The sequence below is a fragment of the Saccharopolyspora spinosa NRRL 18395 genome, from assembly GCF_000194155.1.
In the GTDB taxonomy this organism is placed as follows: domain Bacteria; phylum Actinomycetota; class Actinomycetes; order Mycobacteriales; family Pseudonocardiaceae; genus Saccharopolyspora; species Saccharopolyspora spinosa.
The window spans coordinates 38,751-59,265 of the sequence record NZ_GL877880.1 but is presented as its reverse complement, the minus strand read 5'-3'; the positions used below and the strand labels follow the sequence as shown (position 1 = coordinate 59,265).

General features: G+C 69.4%; 23 protein-coding genes and 1 pseudogene. 7 read left to right on the top strand and 17 right to left on the bottom strand.

The window, feature by feature from the left end; all coding sequences use genetic code 11:
* Positions 1–355: 355 nt before the first annotated feature.
* The gene (gene purF / locus SSPN_RS0130835; protein WP_010312652.1) at positions 356–1,948 is read left to right on the top strand and encodes an amidophosphoribosyltransferase; all 1,593 of its coding nucleotides are present in this window, start codon (positions 356–358) and stop codon (positions 1,946–1,948) included.
* A 109-nt stretch (positions 1,949–2,057) separates the two neighbouring features.
* Positions 2,058–3,170: a phosphoribosylformylglycinamidine cyclo-ligase gene (gene purM / locus SSPN_RS0130830; RefSeq protein WP_029535891.1), complete on the top strand. Its 1,113-nt coding sequence runs from the start codon at positions 2,058–2,060 to the stop codon at positions 3,168–3,170.
* 631 nt (positions 3,171–3,801) lie between these two features.
* Here the strand turns inward: purM and SSPN_RS0130820 are convergent.
* A complete protein-coding gene (locus tag SSPN_RS0130820) occupies positions 3,802–3,990 on the bottom strand; it encodes a DUF3073 domain-containing protein (protein ID WP_010312648.1) in 189 nt (62 codons plus the stop codon).
* Between the two features lie 237 nt (positions 3,991–4,227).
* On the opposite strand from SSPN_RS0130820, the gene SSPN_RS0130815 reads away from it, so the two are divergent.
* A complete protein-coding gene (locus SSPN_RS0130815) occupies positions 4,228–5,115 on the top strand; it encodes a DUF8083 family protein (RefSeq protein ID WP_010312647.1) in 888 nt (295 codons plus the stop codon).
* Positions 5,116–5,662: 547 nt separating this feature from the next.
* Here the strand turns inward: SSPN_RS0130815 and SSPN_RS0130810 are convergent.
* The 3 genes from SSPN_RS0130810 to SSPN_RS0130800 form a co-directional block, all read right to left on the bottom strand.
* Positions 5,663–6,223: an RsiG family protein gene (locus tag SSPN_RS0130810; RefSeq protein ID WP_010312645.1), complete on the bottom strand. Its 561-nt coding sequence runs from the start codon at positions 6,221–6,223 to the stop codon at positions 5,663–5,665.
* 153 nt (positions 6,224–6,376) lie between these two features.
* Positions 6,377–7,519, bottom strand: coding sequence for a CAF17-like 4Fe-4S cluster assembly/insertion protein YgfZ (ygfZ, locus tag SSPN_RS0130805; RefSeq protein ID WP_044576040.1), 1,143 nt, complete (start codon positions 7,517–7,519; stop codon positions 6,377–6,379).
* Positions 7,516–7,959 (bottom strand): Fur family transcriptional regulator, encoded by a 444-nt coding sequence (locus SSPN_RS0130800; protein WP_010312641.1) that lies wholly within the window; start codon positions 7,957–7,959, stop codon positions 7,516–7,518. Before SSPN_RS0130800 ends, ygfZ begins: the two co-directional genes overlap by 4 nt.
* A 123-nt stretch (positions 7,960–8,082) precedes the next feature.
* Between SSPN_RS0130800 and SSPN_RS0130795 the strand changes: the two genes are divergently transcribed.
* On the top strand, positions 8,083–8,931 hold the full coding sequence (locus SSPN_RS0130795; RefSeq protein WP_010312640.1) for an aminodeoxychorismate lyase: 849 nt from the start codon (positions 8,083–8,085) through the stop codon (positions 8,929–8,931).
* 55 nt (positions 8,932–8,986) lie between these two features.
* Here SSPN_RS0130795 and SSPN_RS0130790 read toward each other — a convergent pair whose 3' ends face one another.
* Positions 8,987–9,499, bottom strand: coding sequence for a DinB family protein (locus SSPN_RS0130790; RefSeq protein WP_010312638.1), 513 nt, complete (start codon positions 9,497–9,499; stop codon positions 8,987–8,989).
* An 84-nt stretch (positions 9,500–9,583) separates the two neighbouring features.
* Positions 9,584–10,225 carry a heme-binding beta-barrel domain-containing protein gene (locus tag SSPN_RS0130785; protein ID WP_010312635.1) on the bottom strand — a complete coding sequence of 214 codons (642 nt, stop codon included), beginning with the start codon at positions 10,223–10,225 and terminating at the stop codon, positions 9,584–9,586.
* Between the two features lie 186 nt (positions 10,226–10,411).
* Here SSPN_RS0130785 and SSPN_RS0130775 point away from each other — a divergent pair, with 186 nt between their 5' ends.
* Positions 10,412–11,218: a methyltransferase domain-containing protein gene (locus SSPN_RS0130775; RefSeq protein WP_010312631.1), complete on the top strand. Its 807-nt coding sequence runs from the start codon at positions 10,412–10,414 to the stop codon at positions 11,216–11,218.
* A 93-nt stretch (positions 11,219–11,311) separates the two neighbouring features.
* On the opposite strand, the gene SSPN_RS0130770 is transcribed toward SSPN_RS0130775, so the two are convergent.
* The 10 genes and pseudogenes from SSPN_RS0130770 to SSPN_RS0130735 form a co-directional block, all read right to left on the bottom strand.
* On the bottom strand, positions 11,312–11,611 hold the full coding sequence (locus tag SSPN_RS0130770) for a DUF1416 domain-containing protein (protein WP_010312629.1): 300 nt from the start codon (positions 11,609–11,611) through the stop codon (positions 11,312–11,314).
* Between the two features lie 52 nt (positions 11,612–11,663).
* Positions 11,664–12,512 (bottom strand): sulfurtransferase, encoded by an 849-nt coding sequence (locus SSPN_RS0130765; protein ID WP_010312628.1) that lies wholly within the window; start codon positions 12,510–12,512, stop codon positions 11,664–11,666.
* A gap of 30 nt (positions 12,513–12,542) precedes the next feature.
* Positions 12,543–12,992, bottom strand: a complete 450-nt coding sequence (locus tag SSPN_RS0130760) for a DUF4395 domain-containing protein (RefSeq protein WP_010312622.1) — start codon at positions 12,990–12,992, stop codon at positions 12,543–12,545.
* 107 nt (positions 12,993–13,099) lie between these two features.
* Positions 13,100–13,174: a putative leader peptide gene (locus tag SSPN_RS63060; protein WP_350945149.1), complete on the bottom strand. Its 75-nt coding sequence runs from the start codon at positions 13,172–13,174 to the stop codon at positions 13,100–13,102.
* Positions 13,175–13,306: 132 nt separating this feature from the next.
* Positions 13,307–14,020, bottom strand: a pseudogene (locus SSPN_RS46700) (sulfurtransferase); the annotation flags it as partial.
* Positions 14,021–14,050: 30 nt separating this feature from the next.
* Positions 14,051–14,500 (bottom strand): DUF4395 domain-containing protein, encoded by a 450-nt coding sequence (locus SSPN_RS0130750; RefSeq protein ID WP_010312622.1) that lies wholly within the window; start codon positions 14,498–14,500, stop codon positions 14,051–14,053.
* A 107-nt stretch (positions 14,501–14,607) separates the two neighbouring features.
* Entirely contained in the window at positions 14,608–14,682 is a 75-nt protein-coding gene (locus SSPN_RS63055; protein WP_350945149.1) for a putative leader peptide, read from the bottom strand.
* A gap of 209 nt (positions 14,683–14,891) precedes the next feature.
* Positions 14,892–15,332 carry a TlpA family protein disulfide reductase gene (locus SSPN_RS0130745; protein ID WP_010312620.1) on the bottom strand — a complete coding sequence of 147 codons (441 nt, stop codon included), beginning with the start codon at positions 15,330–15,332 and terminating at the stop codon, positions 14,892–14,894.
* Between the two features lie 7 nt (positions 15,333–15,339).
* Complete coding sequence (locus SSPN_RS0130740) at positions 15,340–16,143, bottom strand: LmeA family phospholipid-binding protein (RefSeq protein ID WP_010312619.1); 804 nt, start codon at positions 16,141–16,143, stop codon at positions 15,340–15,342.
* Positions 16,144–16,200: 57 nt separating this feature from the next.
* On the bottom strand, positions 16,201–16,959 hold the full coding sequence (locus SSPN_RS0130735; protein ID WP_029535886.1) for an alpha/beta hydrolase: 759 nt from the start codon (positions 16,957–16,959) through the stop codon (positions 16,201–16,203).
* A gap of 187 nt (positions 16,960–17,146) precedes the next feature.
* Between SSPN_RS0130735 and SSPN_RS0130730 the strand changes: the two genes are divergently transcribed.
* On the top strand, positions 17,147–17,899 hold the full coding sequence (locus tag SSPN_RS0130730) for a winged helix-turn-helix transcriptional regulator (RefSeq protein WP_010312615.1): 753 nt from the start codon (positions 17,147–17,149) through the stop codon (positions 17,897–17,899).
* A 233-nt stretch (positions 17,900–18,132) separates the two neighbouring features.
* Here SSPN_RS0130730 and SSPN_RS0130725 read toward each other — a convergent pair whose 3' ends face one another.
* Positions 18,133–19,362, bottom strand: coding sequence for an APC family permease (locus SSPN_RS0130725; RefSeq protein WP_010312613.1), 1,230 nt, complete (start codon positions 19,360–19,362; stop codon positions 18,133–18,135).
* A 129-nt stretch (positions 19,363–19,491) separates the two neighbouring features.
* Here SSPN_RS0130725 and mshD point away from each other — a divergent pair, with 129 nt between their 5' ends.
* Entirely contained in the window at positions 19,492–20,451 is a 960-nt protein-coding gene (mshD, locus tag SSPN_RS0130720; RefSeq protein ID WP_010312612.1) for a mycothiol synthase, read from the top strand.
* Positions 20,452–20,515 lie beyond the last annotated feature (64 nt).

Genomic DNA, 20,515 nt, shown 5'->3' with positions numbered 1-20,515 from the left:
GCCCACCCACGCTCACCGAGCCCCTCCCAAGCCGGAGAATCCCGAGCAAGATCAACTTCCGGTAGCCGGTCTGCGTCCAATGATCGACCAGCTGGTGGGCCCGCCGCCTGGCGCGTTCGGTGCGCCGCCTGACAGCCCGCATGGCCTGCTTGGTACGCCGGTCAGCCGACGCGCGACGCCGTGAGCTGCGCTCCTGAATCTGGTGGTCGTTACCTGCGTCGAATGCGGGGACCGTGTGGACCAGCTGGACAAACAGAGATGCTGTGACCAGGCTCAACTGACCGGAAGAAAAATCTTGGACACGGGAGCCTTACACTGAGGTGTAACTCCGGCTCCGTCCTTCAGGGAGTTCTCGGTGGTCACCGACCGGCCTGAACCGGCTAACGCAAGTTCCCCTACAGACCTCTCCGGCTCTGCTCTCGAACGCGACATACCCCGCGAGGAATGCGGCGTCTTCGGTGTTTGGGCTCCCGGCGAGGAAGTCGCGAAGCTGAGCTTCTACGGCATCTTCGCCCTCCAGCACCGCGGCCAGGAAGCCGCCGGCATCGCTGTCGGCGACGGCTCGCAGGTGCTCGTATACAAGGATCTAGGCCTGGTCAGCCAGGTGTTCACCGAGCAGACCCTGGCGTCGCTGCGCGGCCACGTCGCCGTCGGGCACGCCCGGTACTCGACCACTGGCGGCGGCAGTTGGGAGAACGCCCAGCCGACATTCCGCACCACGGCCACCGGCAGCGTGGTGGCCCTGGGCCACAACGGCAACCTGGTCAACACGGCGGAACTGCTGGACCGCCTCGCCGCGGAGGGCGCCGACACCACGGCCAACGCGTCTTCGCCTGCCAACGGCTGCGAGCGCGCCACCAGCGACTCCGACCTGGTGACCGGCCTGCTTGCGGCGCACGCCGCCGACAAGGGCCTCGAACAGGCCGCGATGGAACTCTTCCCCACGGTGCGCGGCGCTTTCTCGATGGTCTTCTGCGACGAGCAGACCCTCTACGCGGTGCGCGATCCGCACGGCGTGCGCCCACTGGTGCTCGGCCGGCTGGAACGCGGCTGGGTGGTGGCCAGCGAGACGGCCGCGCTGGACATCGTCGGCGCGTCGTTCGTCCGCGAGGTCGAGCCCGGCGAGCTGCTGGCCATCGACGGCGACGGACTGCGCTCCCAGCACTTCGCCAGCCCGAAGCCCAAGGGCTGCGTCTTCGAGTACGTCTACCTGGCCCGCCCGGACACCACGATCTCGGGCCGCTCGGTGCACGGCACCCGCGTGGAGATCGGCCGCCGGCTCGCCAAGGAACACCCGGTGGACGCCGACCTGGTGATCCCCGTTCCGGAATCGGGCACGCCCGCCGCGATCGGCTACGCCCAGGCCTCCGGCATCCCTTACGGCAACGGCCTGGTCAAGAACTCCTACGTCGGCCGGACCTTCATCCAGCCGTCGCAGACGATCCGCCAGCTCGGCATCCGGCTGAAGCTGAACCCGCTGCGCGAGGTGATCCGCGGCAAGCGCCTGGTCGTGGTGGACGACTCGATCGTCCGTGGCAACACCCAGCGCGCCCTGGTCCGGATGCTGCGCGAGGCCGGCGCGATCGAGGTGCACGTCCGGATCGCCTCGCCGCCGGTGAAGTGGCCGTGCTTCTACGGCATCGACTTCGCCTCCCGCGCCGAGCTGATCGCCAACGGCTTGGACACGGACGGGGTACGCCGCTCGATTGGCGCGGACAGCCTCGGCCACGTGTCGCTGGACAGCCTGGTCGCCGCGACCGAGCAGCCCCGCACCAGGCTGTGCGCGGCCTGCTTCGACGGCGACTACCCGATCCCGCTGCCGGAGGACTCCCGTATCGGCAAATACCTGCTGGAGGGTCTCAACCAGGCAGAACGCGGTGTCGCGGGACCGGCCGAACCGGTGCTGCCGAGCAGCTACGGCGCGGCCGACGCGCTGCAGCGGCCCTGACGACCGCACCGTTCCTGCCCCCGAGGTTCGCCGTCGGCGCGTAGCGTTGAAGCTGCTACTCATGCGCGTCCGGCGAATCGCAAACTCGCACCAAGATGTGGAGCCAGTCGTGTCCGAAGACCTGCTCGCAGGGTCTGCCCAGACCGCGAGTCCGAAAGCCACCTACGCCGCAGCGGGCGTGAGCATCGAGGCCGGTGACGAGGCGGTCGAGAAGATGCGCCCGTGGGCGCAGCGAGCGACCCGGCCCGAGGTGATCGGCTCCCTGGGCGGGTTCGCCGGGCTGTTCCAGCTTAAGCTCGACCGCTGGAAGGAGCCGGTGCTGGCGTCCTCGACGGACGGGGTCGGCACCAAGCTCGCCGTCGCGCAGGCGCTGGACGTGCACGACACCGTCGGCATCGACCTGGTCGCGATGGTGGTCGACGACCTGGTGGTCTGCGGTGCCGAGCCGCTGTTCCTGCAGGACTACATCGCAGTCGGCAAGGTCGTGCCGGACCGGATCGCCGACCTGGTCAAGGGCATCTCGGAGGGCTGCGTGCAGGCCGGCTGCGCGCTGCTTGGCGGGGAGACCGCCGAGCACCCCGGCATGATGGCGCCCGGCGAGTACGACATCTCGGCCACCGGCGTAGGGGTCGTCGAGGCGGACGCGATGCTCGGCCCGGACAAGGTCCGCCCGGGCGACGTGGTGATCGCGATGGGCTCCTCCGGCCTGCACTCCAACGGTTACTCGCTGGCCCGGCACGTGCTGCTGGACATCGCCCGGATGCCGCTGGAGGGCCACGTCGAGGAGTTCGGCCGCACCCTCGGCGAGGAGCTGCTGGAGCCTACCCGGGTCTACGCCAAGGACTGCCTGGCGCTGGCCGCAGAGGCAGGCGTGCGGACGTTCGCGCACGTCACCGGCGGTGGCCTGGCGCAGAACCTGGCGCGGGTGATCCCGTCGGGGCTGACGGCGGTGCTGGACCGGGGCAGCTGGACGCCAGCGCCGGTGTTCGGGTTGATCGCCCAGCGCGGCCGGGTCGAGGTCGACGAGATGGAGCGCACCTTCAACATGGGCATCGGCATGGTCGCCGTGGTTACCGCCGAAGACGTGGACCGCGCCCTCGCGGTGCTCACGGCCCGCCACGTGCCGGCCTGGGTGCTCGGCGAGATTGCCAAGCAGCCCTCCGTCGAAGGCGCCAGCGAGGAAGACCGCGTGGTCCTCCGGGGCAACCATCCGCGCTTCTGATCCGGGTAGCGGAACCTCACAGGCGCCGTCTCGCTGCGGGATCCCCGACGTCATGAATGCCAATTCACCACGTCGGACACGCGTCGCCGGGCGCCGCCGGGCGGGCACAGCCCGAGAACCTGCGGCGGTGCCGGTCGCGGGTTGGCCGAGCGGCTGCCCCGCGTCGAAGGCGAAGATCGAACCGCGCAGGTGAAATCTCTGATCGCGACCGGGAATCCTGATGGGTTCCCGGTCGTTGAACCAATAGCTGGCGTGCGCGCGTGCCCCCGGGCTCCAACTACCGCCTGCTGGGAATACCGTCCGGCTGGAGCCCTGCAGTGCCACCCGCCGAGAGGCGGCCCGCGCGCGCCAGCGCTCTTCAACCCCGGGCCGCATCCGCCCGTCGGCTATCCCGGGTCGGGCGCTATCGCGCCGGACACTTCTTCGGTCAGCGCATGTTTTCGGAGGCAGCAGACAGACGCGAGTGGCGTCGCCGGTCCACCGACAACGCCACTCACGGTGCTCCTCCTATGTGGGACTTGCGAAACTCGTCAACCCCACCCGCTCATGCACATCGGGTCAGACGAACGACTCCGACGCACCTCGCCATCGAGCGAACAGCGTTCATCCGCCGTCCTCGTGGAGATGTGCTTCAACGTCGGTCGTAGTCGTAGTCGTCGTACCCGTCGTCGCGCGAGTCATCGCGGTCCTCACTGGACCACTCGCCGGACTCCGAGACGGACAGCTCGCGCTGCAACGCCTCGATGTCCATGGCGGGGGAACTGTATTTAAGCTCGCGGGCCACCTTCGTCTGCTTGGCCTTAGCCCGGCCGCGCCCCATGGCTCGACCCCCTCGCACAGGGTTGCGGGGCGGACAGGGGAATGTCGGCCCCGCATGATCTCGACAACTTTTCCTGTAACTACCGTACCGTGTCGAGGCGGTTGAACGCGACGTGGTGCCATGACTGAGTGGCCGTGTCTTGGGTGACGTCGAACTCTCCCCCGCCGAAGGCCCGTCTGGCAGCTGTTTTCGGTGCTAAGCGAGGCAGCCGCAGGCCCCCGCGGGCCGCATGACACCATGCTGGCTGTGCCAGAGCCGTTCGTCGCCTACCTGAGGGTGTACGAGCCCTTGTCGTCGTTCGACCCACCGCTGCGCGAGGAACTGGCGGCGGCCGTCGACCGCGGGCCAGTCGACCCGTTCGACGCCGGATCGCGGGAGCAGGACGTCTGGTTGCGCAGCCAGCTCGCCGCGCCGCCCCGGCTGCTGCCCGGCGAGACCGTTGACGGCGCCGTCACGGGCGTTGGTGACGTGCTGGTGCTCGACCCGGCGGACGTGCCCAGCGCTCCGGCGGCCACGGTCGGGCCTGGCCCACTGGTGTGCCCGCTGGACCTGCGCGGGCGGTCCGCCGCTGCGCTGGTCGGCTTCTTAGGGGACGCGGAGATCCCGCTGCGGACCGCGGCCCTGCAGGTGCCGGTGGAGAAGGCCAAGATGCGGGCGAGCGCGGTAGTCAGCGAGCTAGCGGGCGGCGCGGTGCACGTGCTCTCGTCCACCTGGACCGTCCCGCTGCCCTGGTTCGTGCTGGTCGACCCGGAGGAGCGGTGCGTGTTCACCGAGCCGGGCCGGCGCCGGGTGTGCTGGCGGATGGCGATGGCCGACGCGCGGCGCCGGGTCGCCCGGGCGCACGCGATCGGGCGCAAGTCCATCGGCGAGGAAGGGCCGACGCGGATCCTGCGGGAGACCGGCCGCTGGCTGGAGCGCTTCCACCCGCATTCGGCGGTGGAGTTGGACTACGGCGGCCTGGTGCAGCTGATGACGTCCAGCGACCTGGACGCGGACACCTCGGCCGAGGACGTGCACGCGATCGTCGATGCGATGGAAGCCGACGATGCGGAAGAGGTCGCGACCCGCTATGAGACCCTGCGCGACTTCTGGTCGGAATTCGCCGCTCGAGAACGCCACAACTGAGCGGAAGCTTTCCAGCCTCGTCCGGCGGGACGAGGAAGCCGGTTTTGCCCGCGTTGGCCCCGGACCTGGACGGATGCCGGTCTTGGTGGGCTTCGGGGGCGGTAGGTGATCTCGCCGTTGTGGACGGCGAACCAGCCGCCTTCGGCTTCGATCCAGCGGTGCCAGGCCGTCGCGAGTTCTTCCAGGTCTTCAGGTGCCAGCCGCCGTCGGGGAAAGCGCAGTTTCAATCGAAACTGTGGACCTGGCACCTTGCGTTCGAGCAGGGGGAGGTGGTCGCGGGTGGCCGGATCGCAATGAAAATGTCCACTGGGGATGGAATTGGCACCGCGGCGCCTCTGTGGTCGGCCCGCACCGCGACAGGACGCGCTACGCCCTCGCCGCTGTGCGGGCGAGATCGGGCGTTGGCGGTTCCAAGGGTTGGCCCGCAGCTTTCCGGTCGCCTGAGCGGGTTTCAGCGGCGATTGCGGGCTCGTTGGCGCGGCGACGAGCCGTGCCGCGCACTGCCCGAGTCCACTTCGGATGGTTCGGGCGCGCGGGGCGAAACCGGTCAGCGCCGGTCGCGTTCCTCCGCGAGGCGGTCGTCCACCGATGCGGCGCCCTCGCGGTAGCGGCGGGCGATCTCCGCGTTCAGCCGGTCCACCACGTCCTGGACCTCGTGGCGGCGCTGCGACACCGAGTCCTCTTCCTCGGTGTAGGCGGCGAGGGCCTGGTCGAGCTTGGCCTCCGACAGCGACATCACGTCCGACAGGTCGACGTCGGAGACCAGCGCCTCGACGTGCCTGCGGTGCGCCTCGGCCCGCGACGGCTCGGTCGTCTGGTGCCGGCCGGAACCGGTCGCCGGACCGACGGCGTTGTCCGACAGGATGTTCACCAGCTGCTCGACGACCGACGCGGACCCGCCCTCCCGGCGTCGCCGCTGCTCGGCTCGCACGATGTCGATCCGCGCGTGCAGCACGCGGCGCAGGTACGAGAGGTCCGTTTCCTCCTGCGCCGCCTCGTCGCGCAACTCCCGCACCTCGCCGAGGGTGCGGTCTTCGATGCCACTGGTGTAGCCCGGGGACAGGACCCTGTCGATGCGGCGTCGTCCACCCGGGCGGACTTCGATCACGTGGCCATCCTCCGGCAATCAGGTACAACTCGCCAACAGTTCGGGTGATGTTTTTTCAACAACGGTGCGAGACCGCTCGTATTCCCGGCGTGTTGCGGCACGCGCGGCCAACGGGGCGGATGCGCACGCCTACAGGCATACCCGCCTCGTCAACTACCGGCCGCGCAGGCCCTGGGCCGCGACCCGCCCCGGCGGCTCGCCGGTGTCCGGCGGCACCGAGTCCGGGTCCACCGCCGCGGCCACCGCGCGGTCCTGCTCCGGGTCGCCGGCGACCAGCTCGCCGTCCACCGGTGCCGACCGCTTGAGCAGCGCGAGCGCCACCGGCCCGAGTTCGTGGTGCTGCACCACGCTGCCCACCCGGCCGATCTTTCGCTCGCCAAGCCAAACCGGATCGCCGGTCTCCGGCAGGATCTCCGCCGAGCCGTCCAGGTGCAGCAGCACCATGCGCCGCGGCGGCTTGCCCACGTTGTGCACCTTGGCGACGGTCTCCTGGCCGCGGTAGCAGCCCTTGGCCACGTGCGCCGCCACGTGCACCCAGCCGAGCTCGTGCGGGATCGCGCGCTCGTCGGTCTCCAACCCGACTCGGGGCCGCAGCGCCTCCACCCGCAGCGCCTCGAACGCGAGGGTGCCGGAGGGGCGGATGCCCGCGTCGGTCAGCTTCGTCCACCACTCCACCAGCGCCGCCCGCGGCACCACGAGGTCGATGGTGGGCAGCGCGCGGAACGGTACGAACCGGCTGAATCCCCCGCCGGGCAGGGCCTTCACCCCGTACGGCTTCGACGGCACCGGCGCGAACTGGGCGAGGATGCCGCCCGCGTCCGGGCCGACCGCGGTCAGCACCGCGAACTCCGAGGTGGCGTCCCGAGTCTCCACTTTGGACCAGAACCGCATGGCGTCGAGGTACTCCAGCAGCGACTGCCTGCCGTCCACGCCCATCGTCGGCAGCGCGCTGGTGGCTTGCGCGCCCGCGTCGGTGTCCAGGTAGACGACGCCCTCGTGGTGCGCGACCAGCATGTGGCAGTCGACGCGGCCCTGGCTGTCCAGCACGAGCGCCTCGGTGCCCTGCCCGTCCGGCAGCTCCGTCATGTGCTGCGAGAGCACCAGGTGCAACCAGCTCAGCCGCTCCTCGCCGGTCACCGCGATGACCTCCCGGTGCGAGCGGTCCACCAGCACCGCCGAGCGGGTCGCCGACCGTTGCTCGGCGAACGGGTCGCCGAAGTGCCAGGGCACGCCCGCATCCACTGCATCCTCCGGTGCGGGTACCGCACCCGGCAGGTCCAACAGGGGTGAACTCATCGGCGCTCCTCGGCGGCGTCGGCGTTGCTGCAGCAGTTCCGGCACAGGCCGGACAGGGCCAGGTGGGTGGCGTCCAGGGCGAACCCGAACCGCGTGAGCAGCTCGCGGGACAGGTCGTCCAGCAGTTCGGTCGAGACCTCGTCGATCGTGCCGCAGCGGTGGCACGCCAGGTGGACGTGCTCGTGCTCCTCGACCGAGTAGGTCGGCGCGCCGTGCCCCAGGTGCGTGTGCCGCACCAGGCCCAGCTCTTCGAGCAGGTCGAGGGCGCGGTAAACCGTCGTGATGTTGACCGTCGAGGCGGTGCCCTGCACCTTGCGGCAGACCTGCTCGGGCGTCGCATGCCCCAGCTCGCGCACCGCGTCCAGCACCAGTTGGCGCTGCGGTGTCATCCGCATGCCCCGTTGGTGCAAGGTGCTGCGCAGCGATCCCTGGTCGCTCAATGCCCGCTCCTGTGCTCGGCGCGCTTGAAGGTCGGTACTCCGATCGTAACTCCGAGCGAGAACGCGCCGGTCATGCGCGCGGCCCACCAGCGGTTGCGGGGGTCGAGGTTCTAGGCTTCCGGCATGCGCGTACTGGCACTCTTGGACGGGACGATCGTTGATCCGCAGGCGCCGCTGTTCCGCGCGGACGACCTCGGTGTGATGCGGGGAGATGGCATCTTCGAGACGATCCTGGTCGTCGACCGGAAGCCGCGGGAACTCGGGCCGCACCTCGATCGGCTGGAGCGATCCGCCGACCTGATGCAGATGCGGTTGCCCGAGCGCGACGCATGGGAGCGGGCCGCGCAGGCAGTCATCGACAACTGGTCGTGGGACACCGTCCCGCAGATGGCGCTGAAGCTCGTCTGCACCCGCGGCGTCGACGGCGGCGACGGCACGCCGAACGGCTTCGCGATGGGCATGCAGATCGGCGCCGACACCCTGCGCAAGCGCGCCGAGGGCGTTGCGGCCGTGACGCTGGAGCGGGGCTACGCCCCGGACCTGATGGAGCGGGCGCCCTGGCTGCTGCTTTCCGCGAAGACCCTGTCGTACGCGGTGAACATGGCCGCGATGCGGGAGGCCGAGGCGCGCGGTGCCGACGAGGTCATCTTCACCGCCACCGACGGTTCGGTGCTGGAGGGGCCGACCTCGACGGTCGTGATCGCGCAGGGGCGCAAGCTGCTGACCACGCCGCCCAGCTCGGGCATCCTCAAGGGCACCACCCAGGGGGCGCTGTTCCGGGCCGCGGAGAAGGCGAGCTGGGAGACCGAGGTCACGAAGTTCCCGGCGTCGGCGCTGTTCGAGAGCGACGGCGTGTGGCTGGCTTCGAGCGTCCGGCTGGTCAGCCAGGTGCACACCATCGACGGCACCGAGATCAAGGCGGACGCCGACCTGCACGCCGAGATCAACCACCTCTACGAGTCCAACTACTGATCACCCGTTACTGCCTCCGGCCGCAATTTCCATTGAAATCGGACCCGGCCCCTGATCAGCCCATCGTCTTCTGGCCGTCGATGGTCTCGCGGATGATGTCGGCGTGGCCCGCGTGCTGCGCGGTCTCCGCCGCGATGTGCAGCAGCACCCGCCGCACCGTCCAGCGCTTGCCCTTCTCCTCCTGCCACGGGGCGTCCGGCAGCTGGTGGGAGAGGTCCAGGTCCGGCACGGACGCGACGAGCTCGTCGGTCCGCGTCGCCACCTTCTTGTACTCCGCCAGCAGCACGTCCAGCGTTTCCTCGTCGGTCGGGTGGAAGGTCGCCGCCTGCTCGGCGAACGCCGCCTCGTCGTAGGCGTCGAACGCGCGGCCGTTGCGGATGAAGTCGGCCCAGCTCCGCTCGACCGAGGTCACATGCTTGATCAGCCCACCGAGGCACAGCTCGCTCTTGGTGGGCCGCAGGCGGGCCTGCTCGTCGGTCAGGTCCTTCACCGTGTGCCGCAGGAAGCCGCGGTGCGCTTGCAGGAGTTCCAGGATGTCGGCGCGCTCGCCGGTCAGGGTGCTAGTCATGATTCGCCCACCTCAGGTTCCGTAGCTCGATTACGTAGAAACTTAGCCGGGGGGCCTGACAGGAACGGCGGATCGGCGCCTGGCTCAGCCAACGATGCGGTCGAGCTTCGCGGAAAGGCGAGGCTGTAGCTCGTGCTCCGAGGTGGCGCGCTCTTCGACGTAAGCCAGCGAGCCTTCGACGACGCCGTACAGCCGACTGGCCGCGGCGACATCCTCGCTGGTCGGCGTGCGCAGCACCGCGTCGGTGCCGAACTGCCAGGTCGTCTGGCCCTGCGGCTTGCCGAAGAACATCTCGGCGACGCCGGTCTCGTGCAGGATCAGCAGTTCGATCGTCTCGTCCGCCTGCGGACGCCAGAAGCCGACCTCGCGGAACGCGGCCGCGACGACCTTGCCGCCCTCGCCGTCCAGCCGCCACGCGCGGCTCTCGTAGGTCAGGAACGGGCGGCCGTCGTGCGCGATGGTGACCTGCTGGATGAAGCGGTACGGCTCGTCGAGCGAAGGGTGCGATGCCTCGCCCTCGCCGCGCCACACGCCGACCAGCGGCAGCAGTGCGAGACAGCCGTCGTTCAGCGACGGGCCCATTCGCAGGTTGGCGGTGTCGCCGGTCCCGGGCAGGTCGTCGAACTCCGGCACATTGCGGTGCTTGGTGTGCTTGGCGCGCTCCGCAGCCGCGGCGACCGCGGCATCGCCGCTGCCGCGCTGTGGTTCGTTCGGCGTAGCAGTCATCAGGCCGAGATTACCGGTCGCCCCGGATCAGTCGCTGTACAGGCGGTACATCACGTAGCAGGCGAACCAGACGGTGGCGACCGCGGCGAGCCCGACGAGGGTGACGAGGCCGTAGTGCAGGAAGTCGATAAGTTCCACGCGCAAAGGATAACCACCGCGACGCCCGCGCGGAGTGTGGCGTCGGGCATGATCTGCGGCGGGTACCGCGCCGAACTGCGCCGAACCGACAGCAGGGACGGGGATCACATGGACTTCGAGACGTTGCGCGAGCGCGCGCTGACCTTCCGCGAGGACCTGCTGGCGCGCAAGGACAAGATCGCGCCGGCCGGCTTCGGTTGGTACCCGTACGACACGATGGCGAACATCTTCCACCTGGACGCGCTGCTGACCAGCGAGCAGCGGTCGGTGTTCGACCGGATCGCCGGCACCCGCGTCGCGGACATCGGCGCGGCCGACGGCGACTTCGGGTTCTTCCTGGAGGCCGAGCTGGGCTGCCAGGTGGACGTGATCGACAACGGTCCGACGAACTTCAACGGGCTGCGCGGCGCGCGGCGGCTCGTCGAGGAACTGGACTCCGGCGTGCAGGTGCACGAGATCGACCTGGACTCGCAGTTCCGGATGCCCGCCGAGCGCTACGGCGCGGTGTTCTTCCTCGGGCTGCTCTACCACCTGAAGAACCCGTTCTTCGTGCTGGAGCAGCTGGCCAAGCATGCCGACCTGTGCTTCGTGTCGACCCGGATCGCGCAGGTAGCGCCGGACGGCACCCGGATCCAGCAGCAGCCGGTGGCGTACCTGCTGGACCCGGCGGAGGCCAACAACGACGCGACGAACTTCTGGATCTTCAGCGAGACGGGCCTGCGGCGGCTGTTCGACCGCACCGGCTGGGAGGTCGTGGACTTCACGACGGTCGGCTGCCGGGAGGATTCCGACCCGCGCTCCCAGGACCGCGACGAGCGGGCCTTCGCCCTCCTCCGCGCCAAGACCACCAACTGACCGAAGCGGTCCCGATCACGCGGAAGCGCGAAGGGCACCGCTGAGCGAGCAAGTCGCCCAGAGGTGCCCTTCAGCTCGAAAAATCCGGTTTGATCAGGCGACCGCGATGTCCACCGCGTGGACGCCCGGGCCGGAAGTGGTGACGTCTGCCTGGCCCTTGCCGTCGCGGTGGAGGGCTCGGACCGTCCAGGCGCCGGGGGCCGCGTAGAAGGTGAAGTCACCCTCCGGGGAGGACACGACCTCCGCGGTGAACTCGCCGGAGGAGTCCAGCAGGCGGACGAACGCCCCGCCGACCGGCTGGTCTCCGGCACGTACCTTGCCCGTCACGACGACCTGGTCGGTTTCCTCGGCGACCGCCGTGCCCGACTGCTGCGGCGCTCCGCATCCGCTCATGCTCAACGCTCCTCGATCTCTCGTTCTTCGGTCCTTGCCAGCTGCAGATTCGTCAGTTCTTGGCCTCTTCGGCCGGGTTCTCGATCGGGACGCCGACCAGCGAGCCGTACTCGGTCCACGATCCGTCGTAGTTCTTGACGTTGGTGTTGCCCAGCAGTTCGCGAAGCACGAACCAGGTGTGCGAGGAACGCTCGCCGATGCGGCAGTAGGCGATGGTGTCCTTCGCCGTGTCGAGCCCGGCTGCCCCGTAAATCTCCGCGAGTTCGTCGTCGGACTTGAAGGTGCCGTCCTCGTTCGCGGCCTTGCTCCACGGCACGTTGATCGCCGACGGGATGTGGCCGGCGCGCTGCGCCGACTCCTGCGGCAGGTGCGCCGGGGCCAGCAGCTTGCCCGCGAACTCGTCGGGCGAGCGGACGTCGACCAGGTTCTTGTTGCCGATCGCGTCCAGGACCTCGTCCCGGAACGCCCGGATCGAGGTGTCCGGCTCCGAAGCCTGGTAGGTGGTGGCGGTCTTGTTCGGCTCGTCCTTGGTGAGCTCGCGGCCGTCGAGCTCCCACTTCTTGCGGCCGCCGTCGAGCAGCTTGACGTCGCCGTGCCCGTACAGCTTGAAGTACCAGTAGGCGTACGCGGCGAACCAGTTGTTGTTGCCGCCGTACAGGATCACCGTGTCGTCGTTGCTGATCCCCTTGGCGGACAGCAGCTTCTCGAAGCCCTCGCGGTTGACGAAGTCGCGGCGGACGTGGTCCTGGAGCTCGTTCTTCCAGTCCAGCTTGATGGCGCCCGGGATGTGCCCGCCGTCGTAGGCGGTGGTGTCCTCGTCCACCTCGGCGAACACCACGCCCGCGGTGTTCAGGTTCTGTTCGGCCCACTCGGTGGAAACCAGGACCTCTGCGCGGCTCATCGAGCGACTCCTTTGTTGATCTTCGGTGGTTCAGCGGGTGTCTGATGTGGACGCTCCGACAGGGGCGGCGCGCCGGAGCAACAGGTACATCTGGCAGCCGAGGCAGTATCCGAACACCGCGTTGAGCAGCGCCGCCACCAGGGCGAAACCGTTCGCGACGATGCCCAGGGCGGTCCACTCGGCGGCGTAGCCGATGGTGGCCAGCAGGGCGAAGGCGAAGCCGACGCCCTGCGAGAACCGGACCGGCGCCGGATCTTCCCGCTCGGCCGGGTCGATCGGCGCGAGGCGCGGTTGCACTGCCTGCCGGTACACGAAACCCCACGGGTTGAGCCGCATTCCGATGAATGCGCACATCCCGAACAACACCATCTGCGCGGCGAGCACCCGCCAGCTGGCGGTGACCAGCCCGAGCGCGAGGATCGCGCTGGTCATAGCGGCGGTGAAGCGGACGCCGCGCGGGTCGAGCGTTGCGGCAGACATGGGGCCTCCTGACAAGTGGACTTCGACTGCCGAGTCCGTCAGGCGGGTTCGGACGCACCCAGACCGGGGCATGAGCCGCGCAAGGTGCAAGACGTACTACCGCCTGGTCAGTGCCCGCAACACAGGCTGCTACCCACGCGGCAAAGATCCACCGCGCGCCTCCGGGTCAGCAGTACATGCACGGGTCGGAGGTTACCGGCTAGACCGATCGGCGGGAAGGTCGTTCACTAGGTGAGACGCCGGTCGGGGTGCAGGCGGAGCGAACGGCCTGTTCACCTCCCCTATTGGCGCGAACGGTCCGTTCGCTTCATGTCACGCTCGCCGATGCGGCAGTAGGCGATGGTGTCCTTCGCCGTGTCGAGCCCGGCTGCCCCGTAAATCTCCGCGAGTTCGTCGTCGGACTTGAAGGTGCCGTCCTCGTTCGCGGCCTTGCTCCACGGCACGTTGATCGCCGACGGGATGTGGCCGGCGCGCTGCGCCGACTCCTGCGGCAGGTGCGCCGGGGCCAGCAGCTTGCCCGCGAACTCGTCGGGCGAGCGGACGTCGACCAGGTTCTTGTTGCCGATCGCGTCCAGGACCTCGTCCCGGAACGCCCGGATCGAGGTGTCCGGCTCCGAAGCCTGGTAGGTGGTGGCGGTCTTGTTCGGCTCGTCCTTGGTGAGCTCGCGGCCGTCGAGCTCCCACTTCTTGCGGCCGCCGTCGAGCAGCTTGACGTCGCCGTGCCCGTACAGCTTGAAGTACCAGTAGGCGTACGCGGCGAACCAGTTGTTGTTGCCGCCGTACAGGATCACCGTGTCGTCGTTGCTGATCCCCTTGGCGGACAGCAGCTTCTCGAAGCCCTCGCGGTTGACGAAGTCGCGGCGGACGTGGTCCTGGAGCTCGTTCTTCCAGTCCAGCTTGATGGCGCCCGGGATGTGCCCGCCGTCGTAGGCGGTGGTGTCCTCGTCCACCTCGGCGAACACCACGCCCGCGGTGTTCAGGTTCTGTTCGGCCCACTCGGTGGAAACCAGGACCTCTGCGCGGCTCATCGAGCGACTCCTTTGTTGATCTTCGGTGGTTCAGCGGGTGTCTGATGTGGACGCTCCGACAGGGGCGGCGCGCCGGAGCAACAGGTACATCTGGCAGCCGAGGCAGTATCCGAACACCGCGTTGAGCAGCGCCGCCACCAGGGCGAAACCGTTCGCGACGATGCCCAGGGCGGTCCACTCGGCGGCGTAGCCGATGGTGGCCAGCAGGGCGAAGGCGAAGCCGACGCCCTGCGAGAACCGGACCGGCGCCGGATCTTCCCGCTCGGCCGGGTCGATCGGCGCGAGGCGCGGTTGCACTGCCTGCCGGTACACGAAACCCCACGGGTTGAGCCGCATTCCGATGAATGCGCACATCCCGAACAACACCATCTGCGCGGCGAGCACCCGCCAGCTGGCGGTGACCAGCCCGAGCGCGAGGATCGCGCTGGTCATAGCGGCGGTGAAGCGGACGCCGCGCGGGTCGAGCGTTGCGGCAGACATGGGGCCTCCTGACAAGTGGACTTCGACTGCCGAGTCCGTCAGGCGGGTTCGGACGCACCCAGACCGGGGCATGAGCCGCGCAAGGTGCAAGACGTACTACCGCCTGGTCAGTGCCCGCAACACAGGCTGCTACCCACGCGGCAAAGATCCACCGCGCGCCTCCGGGTCAGCAGTACATGCACGGGTCGGAGGTTACCGGCTAGACCGATCGGCGGGAAGGTCGTTCACTAGGTGAGACGCCGGTCGGGGTGCAGGCGGAGCGAACGGCCTGTTCACCTCCCCTATTGGCGCGAACGGTCCGTTCGCTTCATGTCGGTGGGGTGGGGGTGTGTGGTGTGAACGGCCTGTTTGCTTCTTCTATTGGCGTGAACGGTCCGTTCGCCCCGAACCCTCATGCCAGGTGCGGTAGGAGGGCGGTGGCGAGTTCGTCGCGGCGCGGGACGCCGCCGATGCGGAACAGCTCGTGGCCCGCGCCGTCCAGCACGAGCGTCGTCGGGGTGCGGTGCACCCGCAGCGGTGTCGACCACTCCGGGTGATCTGTGAGGTCGACATCCACGTGGCGTACGCCGTCCGTGCGCTGGACGAAGTCGGCCAACAGGATGCGGGTGTGCCGGCACGGCGCGCAGAAGGTCGTCGACAGCTGCAGCAGCGTCACCTTTGCGTCGTCGCCCGGGGCGTCGGCGAGCCGCTGCCGCAGGCCCTCGGGAAGCTTGTCCAACACGTTCCCCTTCCCGGTCTTCGCGTGGACCTTGCCGTCCCGGGCCTGCCACACCACGCCGAAGACCAACGCGACGACGACGGCGATCAGCAGTGCCCAGGTGCCCGTATTCACCCCGTATTCACCCCGTGCTCACCCCGCTGGCGCTGATGGTCACGTTTTCAGCGGTGCCCTCGAGGACCAGCGCGCCCCGCTCGACGCGCACCGCGGTCGGGTTGATCTCGAACGGCAGCACGCCGGGGTCGAGGGTGGTGCTGAACTGCTTGAGCACCGACTGCTCGAACAGCTTCGGCAGCTCGATCCGGCCCAGCGCGCTGTTGTTCAGGTCCAGCTTGCGCGGCTCGATCTGCATCTTGCCGTTGACCAGCGACAACACCGCGATCACCCGCACCTTGTTGTCGGAGCCGGCGATGTTCACGGTGCCGTCCAGCTGGACCACGGCCTTCGTGTCGTCGGTGCCCGCGGTGAGCTGCTCGTCCGCGCTGCTGACGTTGCCGTCGTCGTCGGCCAGCGCGTCCTTCTGCGCCGGCTCGATCGTCAGGTCCTGGATGCCGATCAGCCGGGCGATGTCGGAGGCCTTCAGCTTCACCCGGGCGACCAGCTGGTCGACGGTGAAGTGGTCGGCGGTCCCGGACAGCACGTCGGCGGTGGACACCCGGGCGCCGTGCAGGTCCGCTTCGACGCCGACCTCGTTGAGCTTCCCGACCTGCACGGCGTTGGCCGCCAGCTGCACATCGCGGTAGTTCCCGGCGATGGCCTGGGTGAGGAACGGAAAGCCGTTGATCCGCACGTCGGGGTTCTCGCGCAGCTTGAGCTGCTCGGCGACCTTCTTCGACACCTGGTACTCGGCGATCGCTGCGGCGCCGAAGTCGGCACCCACCAGGAGGCCGACGATGATCACGAGGGCGATGGCGAGCTTTTTCACCGAGCGGTCCGTTCTGGTCGGGGCAGGGCAGGATGGCCGGCGGTTGTCCGCAGAACGCTAGCGACCACCACGATCGGGTGGTCCCACTGTATCGGCCGCCCACCCGGCGATGCGGTCAACCAGTTCGGGGCTGGTCGCGCTCTCGGCGTGTCGCATGCCCGGTTCCAGCCACAACTCGCCCCCGCCTGCCTCGCTGAGCGCGACGGCGTCGGCCACCGGGAAGTAGTGGTCCTCGTCACCGTGCACGATCAGCAGCGGAACCTGGATGCGCGGAACCAGCTCGATCGGCGAGACCGGCACGTCCGGCCACGGCGGGGCGAGGCGGACGCCGAGCAGCCGGGCGCTCCACCGGCCGTGCGGCTGCTCGAGCAGCCAGTGCACCCTGCGCATCGCGGGCGTGTCGCGGACCCACCAACGCGCCGGGCTGCTTACCGAGATCACCGCGTCCGGCGGTGCGGACAGCGCTGCGTGGCGGAGCGCCACCGAGCCGCCCAGCGAGAACCCGACGGTGACGACCTTGTGGCAGCCGAGCTCGCGGAGGCGCGCGACGGCTGCGGCGATGTCCAGCGCCTCCGCCGGGCCGACGGTGGTGCGGCCACCGGAACGGCCGTGGCCGCGGAAGTCGACCGCGAGCACCGGGGCGTGAGCGGCCAGCCGCTCCAGCACCCGCCGCACGTAGGGTTTGCGAACGTGGCTGGTGAAGCCGTGGCCCACAACGAAACCGAGGTCCGCTGGGAGCCCGGGGCCGGGGTAGAGCAGCCCGCGCAACGGCGTGCCGTCGGCGGCGGCAAGAGTGACCCGGCGCACGTGACACATGCCCGTAACAAATGGTCGCCTGCCGTTCACAAATGTGATGCCGCCGGTTAGAACTGGGTTTTTCCGCCGCATTTCGGTTATTCTCCTTGCCATCCACAGGCAACGACGCCGAGTCATCCGCATCCGCGCGGATGCCACTCTCCCACCGGTCGTCGGTGTTTCTCGCCTTGGGACGGAGGCCCTTCAGATGAGCTCCGAGCTGCTGCTGCTGACCAGCGAAGAAGGCTGCGAGGCGGTGTTGCCCTCGCTGGCCCTGCTGCCGCACCGGGTCCGCATCCTGCCCGCCGACCCCGGCGCGATCCTCTCCGGCGGCGCGCACGACGTGATCGTCGTCGATGCCCGCAACGACCTGGCTGGTGCGCGCGACCTGTGCCGCTTGCTGGCGGCCGGGGACGCGCCGGTGGTGGCGCTGGTGAACGAGGGCGGGCTGGTCACGATCAGTGCCGAGTGGGGGGTCGACGACATCCTGCTGCCGACCACCGGCCCGGCCGAGATCGACGCCCGCCTGCGGCTGCTGGTCTCGCGCCGCAGCAGTGCCGGTACCAGCGGCGACGGTTCGCTGAGCGTTGGTGGCCTGGTGATCGAGGAAGCGACCTACACCGCGCGGCTGAAGGGGCGGGCGCTGGAGCTCACTTACAAGGAGTTCGAGCTGCTCAAGTACCTCGCCCAGCACGCGGGCCGGGTGTTCACCCGGGCCCAGCTGCTCCAGGAGGTGTGGGGTTACGACTTCTTCGGCGGCACCCGCACCGTCGACGTTCACGTGCGGCGGCTGCGCGCGAAGCTCGGCCCGGAGCACGACTCGATGATCGGCACGGTCCGCAACGTCGGCTACAAGTTCGTCCGCCCGAACCGCAACGCCGGTCGGCTGGCCGCGGAGCCGGCCGAGCTGGAGGGGGCGGAGTTCGAGGCCGCCGAATACGAGACGGCCGACGCGTACTGATCCACTTGCGAGGCACCTCCGGCCACCACGTGGCGGGGTGCCTTTGCGCATTCCGGGAGATTCCGCGGCGAATTGTTGATCTTCGTCTGAGGTGAGAGCTTTTCCGATCTTGCCCGGAAAAACTAGCGAACGATCTTCGTGTGGTCCTATTCCCGATTCGGGTGAATTCGAGACTCATCTGGGATCATTCGTGCCGAACCCCGGGTACTAAACCCCGGGTACTGGTCGCCGCGTCAAGACCTGGAGCGGTGGCGCCAGGCCCAGACGGCGGCGCCGATGGCGAAGCACGCGATGCCGCTGAGCACCGAGGCCCAGGGCAGCGCGAACGCGAGGACCACGCAGCCGACGAACCCGAGCACCGGCAGCGCGCGCGGGAACCAGCGCTGGTCGCGGGACAGGGTGAACGCCGAGGCGTTGGCGATCGCGTAGTACACCAGCACCCCGAACGACGAGAACCCGATCGCACCCCGCAGATCCGTGACGAGCACCAGCACCACGACCGCCACGATGACCACCAGCTCCGCGCGGTGCGGAGTCGCGAAGCGCGGATGCACCGCCGCCAACGGGGCCGGTAGATCGCGCTCCCGGGCCATCGCCAACGCCGTCCGGCCCACACCTGCGAGCAGCGCGAGCAACGCGCCCAGCGCAGCAATGCCGGCACCGAACACCGCAACCGGTGCCAGCTGAGACAACCCGCCGGCCCGCACCGCATCGGCCAGCGGAGCAGACGACGCCGCGAGGCCCGCCGGGCCGAGCGCCACCAGCAGCGAGACGGCCACCACGACGTAGAGGCACACCACGATCCCGAGCGCGATCGGGATCGCGCGGGGGATGGTGCGCTGCGGGTCGCGGACCTCTTCGCCGAGCGTCGCGATGCGGGCGTAGCCCGCGAACGCGAAGAACAGCAGCCCGGCGGACTGCAGGACGCCCAGCGGCGCAGGCGGCGAGGACGCTGAGGCGGCAGCCGAGGCGCCACCGAGCCACACCGCGAGCAGCGTGCACGCGAGCGCCGCGAGCGTCAGCGCGAGCAGGATGCGAGCGAGCTTGGCGGTGCGGGTGACCCCGACGTAGTTCACCGCGCCCAGAGCCGCGGCGAACGCCGCGGCGACGGGCTTGGGGGCGGCGGGGGCGAGGTACTCGGCGGCGGTCAGGGCCATCGCCGCGCACGAGGCCGTTTTTCCGAGCACGAAGCCCCAGCCCGCGAGGTAGCCCCAGAACGGACCGAGGCGTTCGCGGCCGTAGACGTAGGTGCCGCCCGCCGCCGGGTATTTCGCCGCGAGCGCCGCAGAGCTGCTTGCGTTGCAGAAGGCGATGATCGCTGCGACGCCCAGGCCGATGATCAGGGCCGATCCGGCCGCTGCGGCGGCCGGGGCGAAGGCGCTGAACAGGCCTGCGCCGATCATGGCGGAGAGGCCGATCACCACGGCGTCGGCGGTGGTGAGCCGCCGGCGGAGTTCAGTCACACGTTGCTCCTGGAGGTGTCCGCTGTCGAAGCCCACGTGTGCAACCGGTACTGCCGGTTCCAAGGACGGAGTTCGAGGACAAGTCTTAGCGTTCCGATCGCGTCAACCGCAAGGTTCGTGGGTAACGTCGTGGACGTGCAGCTGACTTGGCGAAATGGACTGGACAGCAGTGAAGCGGCCGAGGTCATGGCCCTGCTCGAAAAGACCGAGCAGGCCGATGGGGTGGCCCCGGTCGGTGAGCACGTGATCTTGCGGCTGAAGGCGCATCGGGACGTCATCCACCAGATCGAGCCGGTGCAGGCCGACGTGCGCTCCGAGCACTTCGTGGTGCGCGACGCCGGCAGCGTCCTCATCGGGTACGCGCACCTCGACACCGAGCATGAGAAGGACGCCGGGCAGCTCGTCGCCGAGCTGGCGGTGCACCCCGACCACCGCCGCAAGGGCGCCGGCGCCCGCTTGGTCGAGGCGCTGCTGGACCGCGCCGAGCTCTCCCCGGAACCCGCGTCCGACCTGGGCCGCCTGCGGATCTGGTCGCACGGCGAGCACGTGGGCGCGGTGCGGCTGGCCGAGCGCTACGGCTTCAGCCGCCCCCGCGAGCTGTGGCGGATGGGGCGGGCGCTCGCCGAGCCGGAGCTGCCCGAGGTGGCGACCGCCGAGGGCGTGCGGATCCGCGCCTTCCGGCCGAGCCGCGACGAGGCCGCCGTGGTCGAGGTCAACCACCGGGCCTTCTCCTGGCACCCGGAGCAGGGCGGCATGACCGAGCAGGAGTTGCGTGCCAAGGAACGTGAGGAGTGGTTCGACCCCGCCGGGTTCTTTCTCGCCGTGACCCGCGCCGACGAACTGCTGGGCTTCCACTGGACCAAGGTCCACCCGGGCGGCGTGGGCGAGGTCTACGTCGTCGGTGTCGACCCGGACGCGCAGGGCGGCGGATTGGGCCGGTCACTCACGGTGGCCGGATTGCGCCATCTCCGCGATACTGGTTGCCGCCAGGTGATGCTCTATGTCGAGGGTGACAACGCGCCCGCCATCAGGGTCTACCAGCGGTTGGGATTCGAGAAATGGGACACGGATGTGCAATTTGGGCGCTGACTGAATGCAGCCGTAAGTTATTGGATCACCTAGGAATCGGGTCACTTTTCCCCTGCCGGAATGT

Bases quoted from the DNA above. Each gene is read 5' to 3' on its own strand.
- SSPN_RS0130785 (WP_010312635.1), bottom strand. From the start codon at position 10,225: ATGACTGCTACGCCGAACGAACCACAGCGCGGCAGCGGCGATGCCGCG.
- SSPN_RS0130730 (WP_010312615.1), top strand. From the start codon at position 17,147: ATGAGCTCCGAGCTGCTGCTGCTGACCAGCGAAGAAGGCTGCGAGGCG.
- SSPN_RS0130795 (WP_010312640.1), top strand. From the start codon at position 8,083: ATGCGCGTACTGGCACTCTTGGACGGGACGATCGTTGATCCGCAGGCG.
- SSPN_RS0130750 (WP_010312622.1), bottom strand. From the start codon at position 14,500: ATGTCTGCCGCAACGCTCGACCCGCGCGGCGTCCGCTTCACCGCCGCT.
- SSPN_RS0130775 (WP_010312631.1), top strand. From the start codon at position 10,412: ATGATCTGCGGCGGGTACCGCGCCGAACTGCGCCGAACCGACAGCAGG.
- SSPN_RS0130765 (WP_010312628.1), bottom strand. From the start codon at position 12,512: ATGAGCCGCGCAGAGGTCCTGGTTTCCACCGAGTGGGCCGAACAGAAC.
- SSPN_RS0130770 (WP_010312629.1), bottom strand. From the start codon at position 11,611: ATGAGCGGATGCGGAGCGCCGCAGCAGTCGGGCACGGCGGTCGCCGAG.
- ygfZ (WP_044576040.1), bottom strand. From the start codon at position 7,519: ATGAGTTCACCCCTGTTGGACCTGCCGGGTGCGGTACCCGCACCGGAG.
- SSPN_RS0130790 (WP_010312638.1), bottom strand. From the start codon at position 9,499: ATGACTAGCACCCTGACCGGCGAGCGCGCCGACATCCTGGAACTCCTG.
- SSPN_RS0130760 (WP_010312622.1), bottom strand. From the start codon at position 12,992: ATGTCTGCCGCAACGCTCGACCCGCGCGGCGTCCGCTTCACCGCCGCT.
- SSPN_RS0130815 (WP_010312647.1), top strand. From the start codon at position 4,228: ATGCTGGCTGTGCCAGAGCCGTTCGTCGCCTACCTGAGGGTGTACGAG.
- SSPN_RS0130735 (WP_029535886.1), bottom strand. From the start codon at position 16,959: ATGTGTCACGTGCGCCGGGTCACTCTTGCCGCCGCCGACGGCACGCCG.
- SSPN_RS0130820 (WP_010312648.1), bottom strand. From the start codon at position 3,990: ATGGGGCGCGGCCGGGCTAAGGCCAAGCAGACGAAGGTGGCCCGCGAG.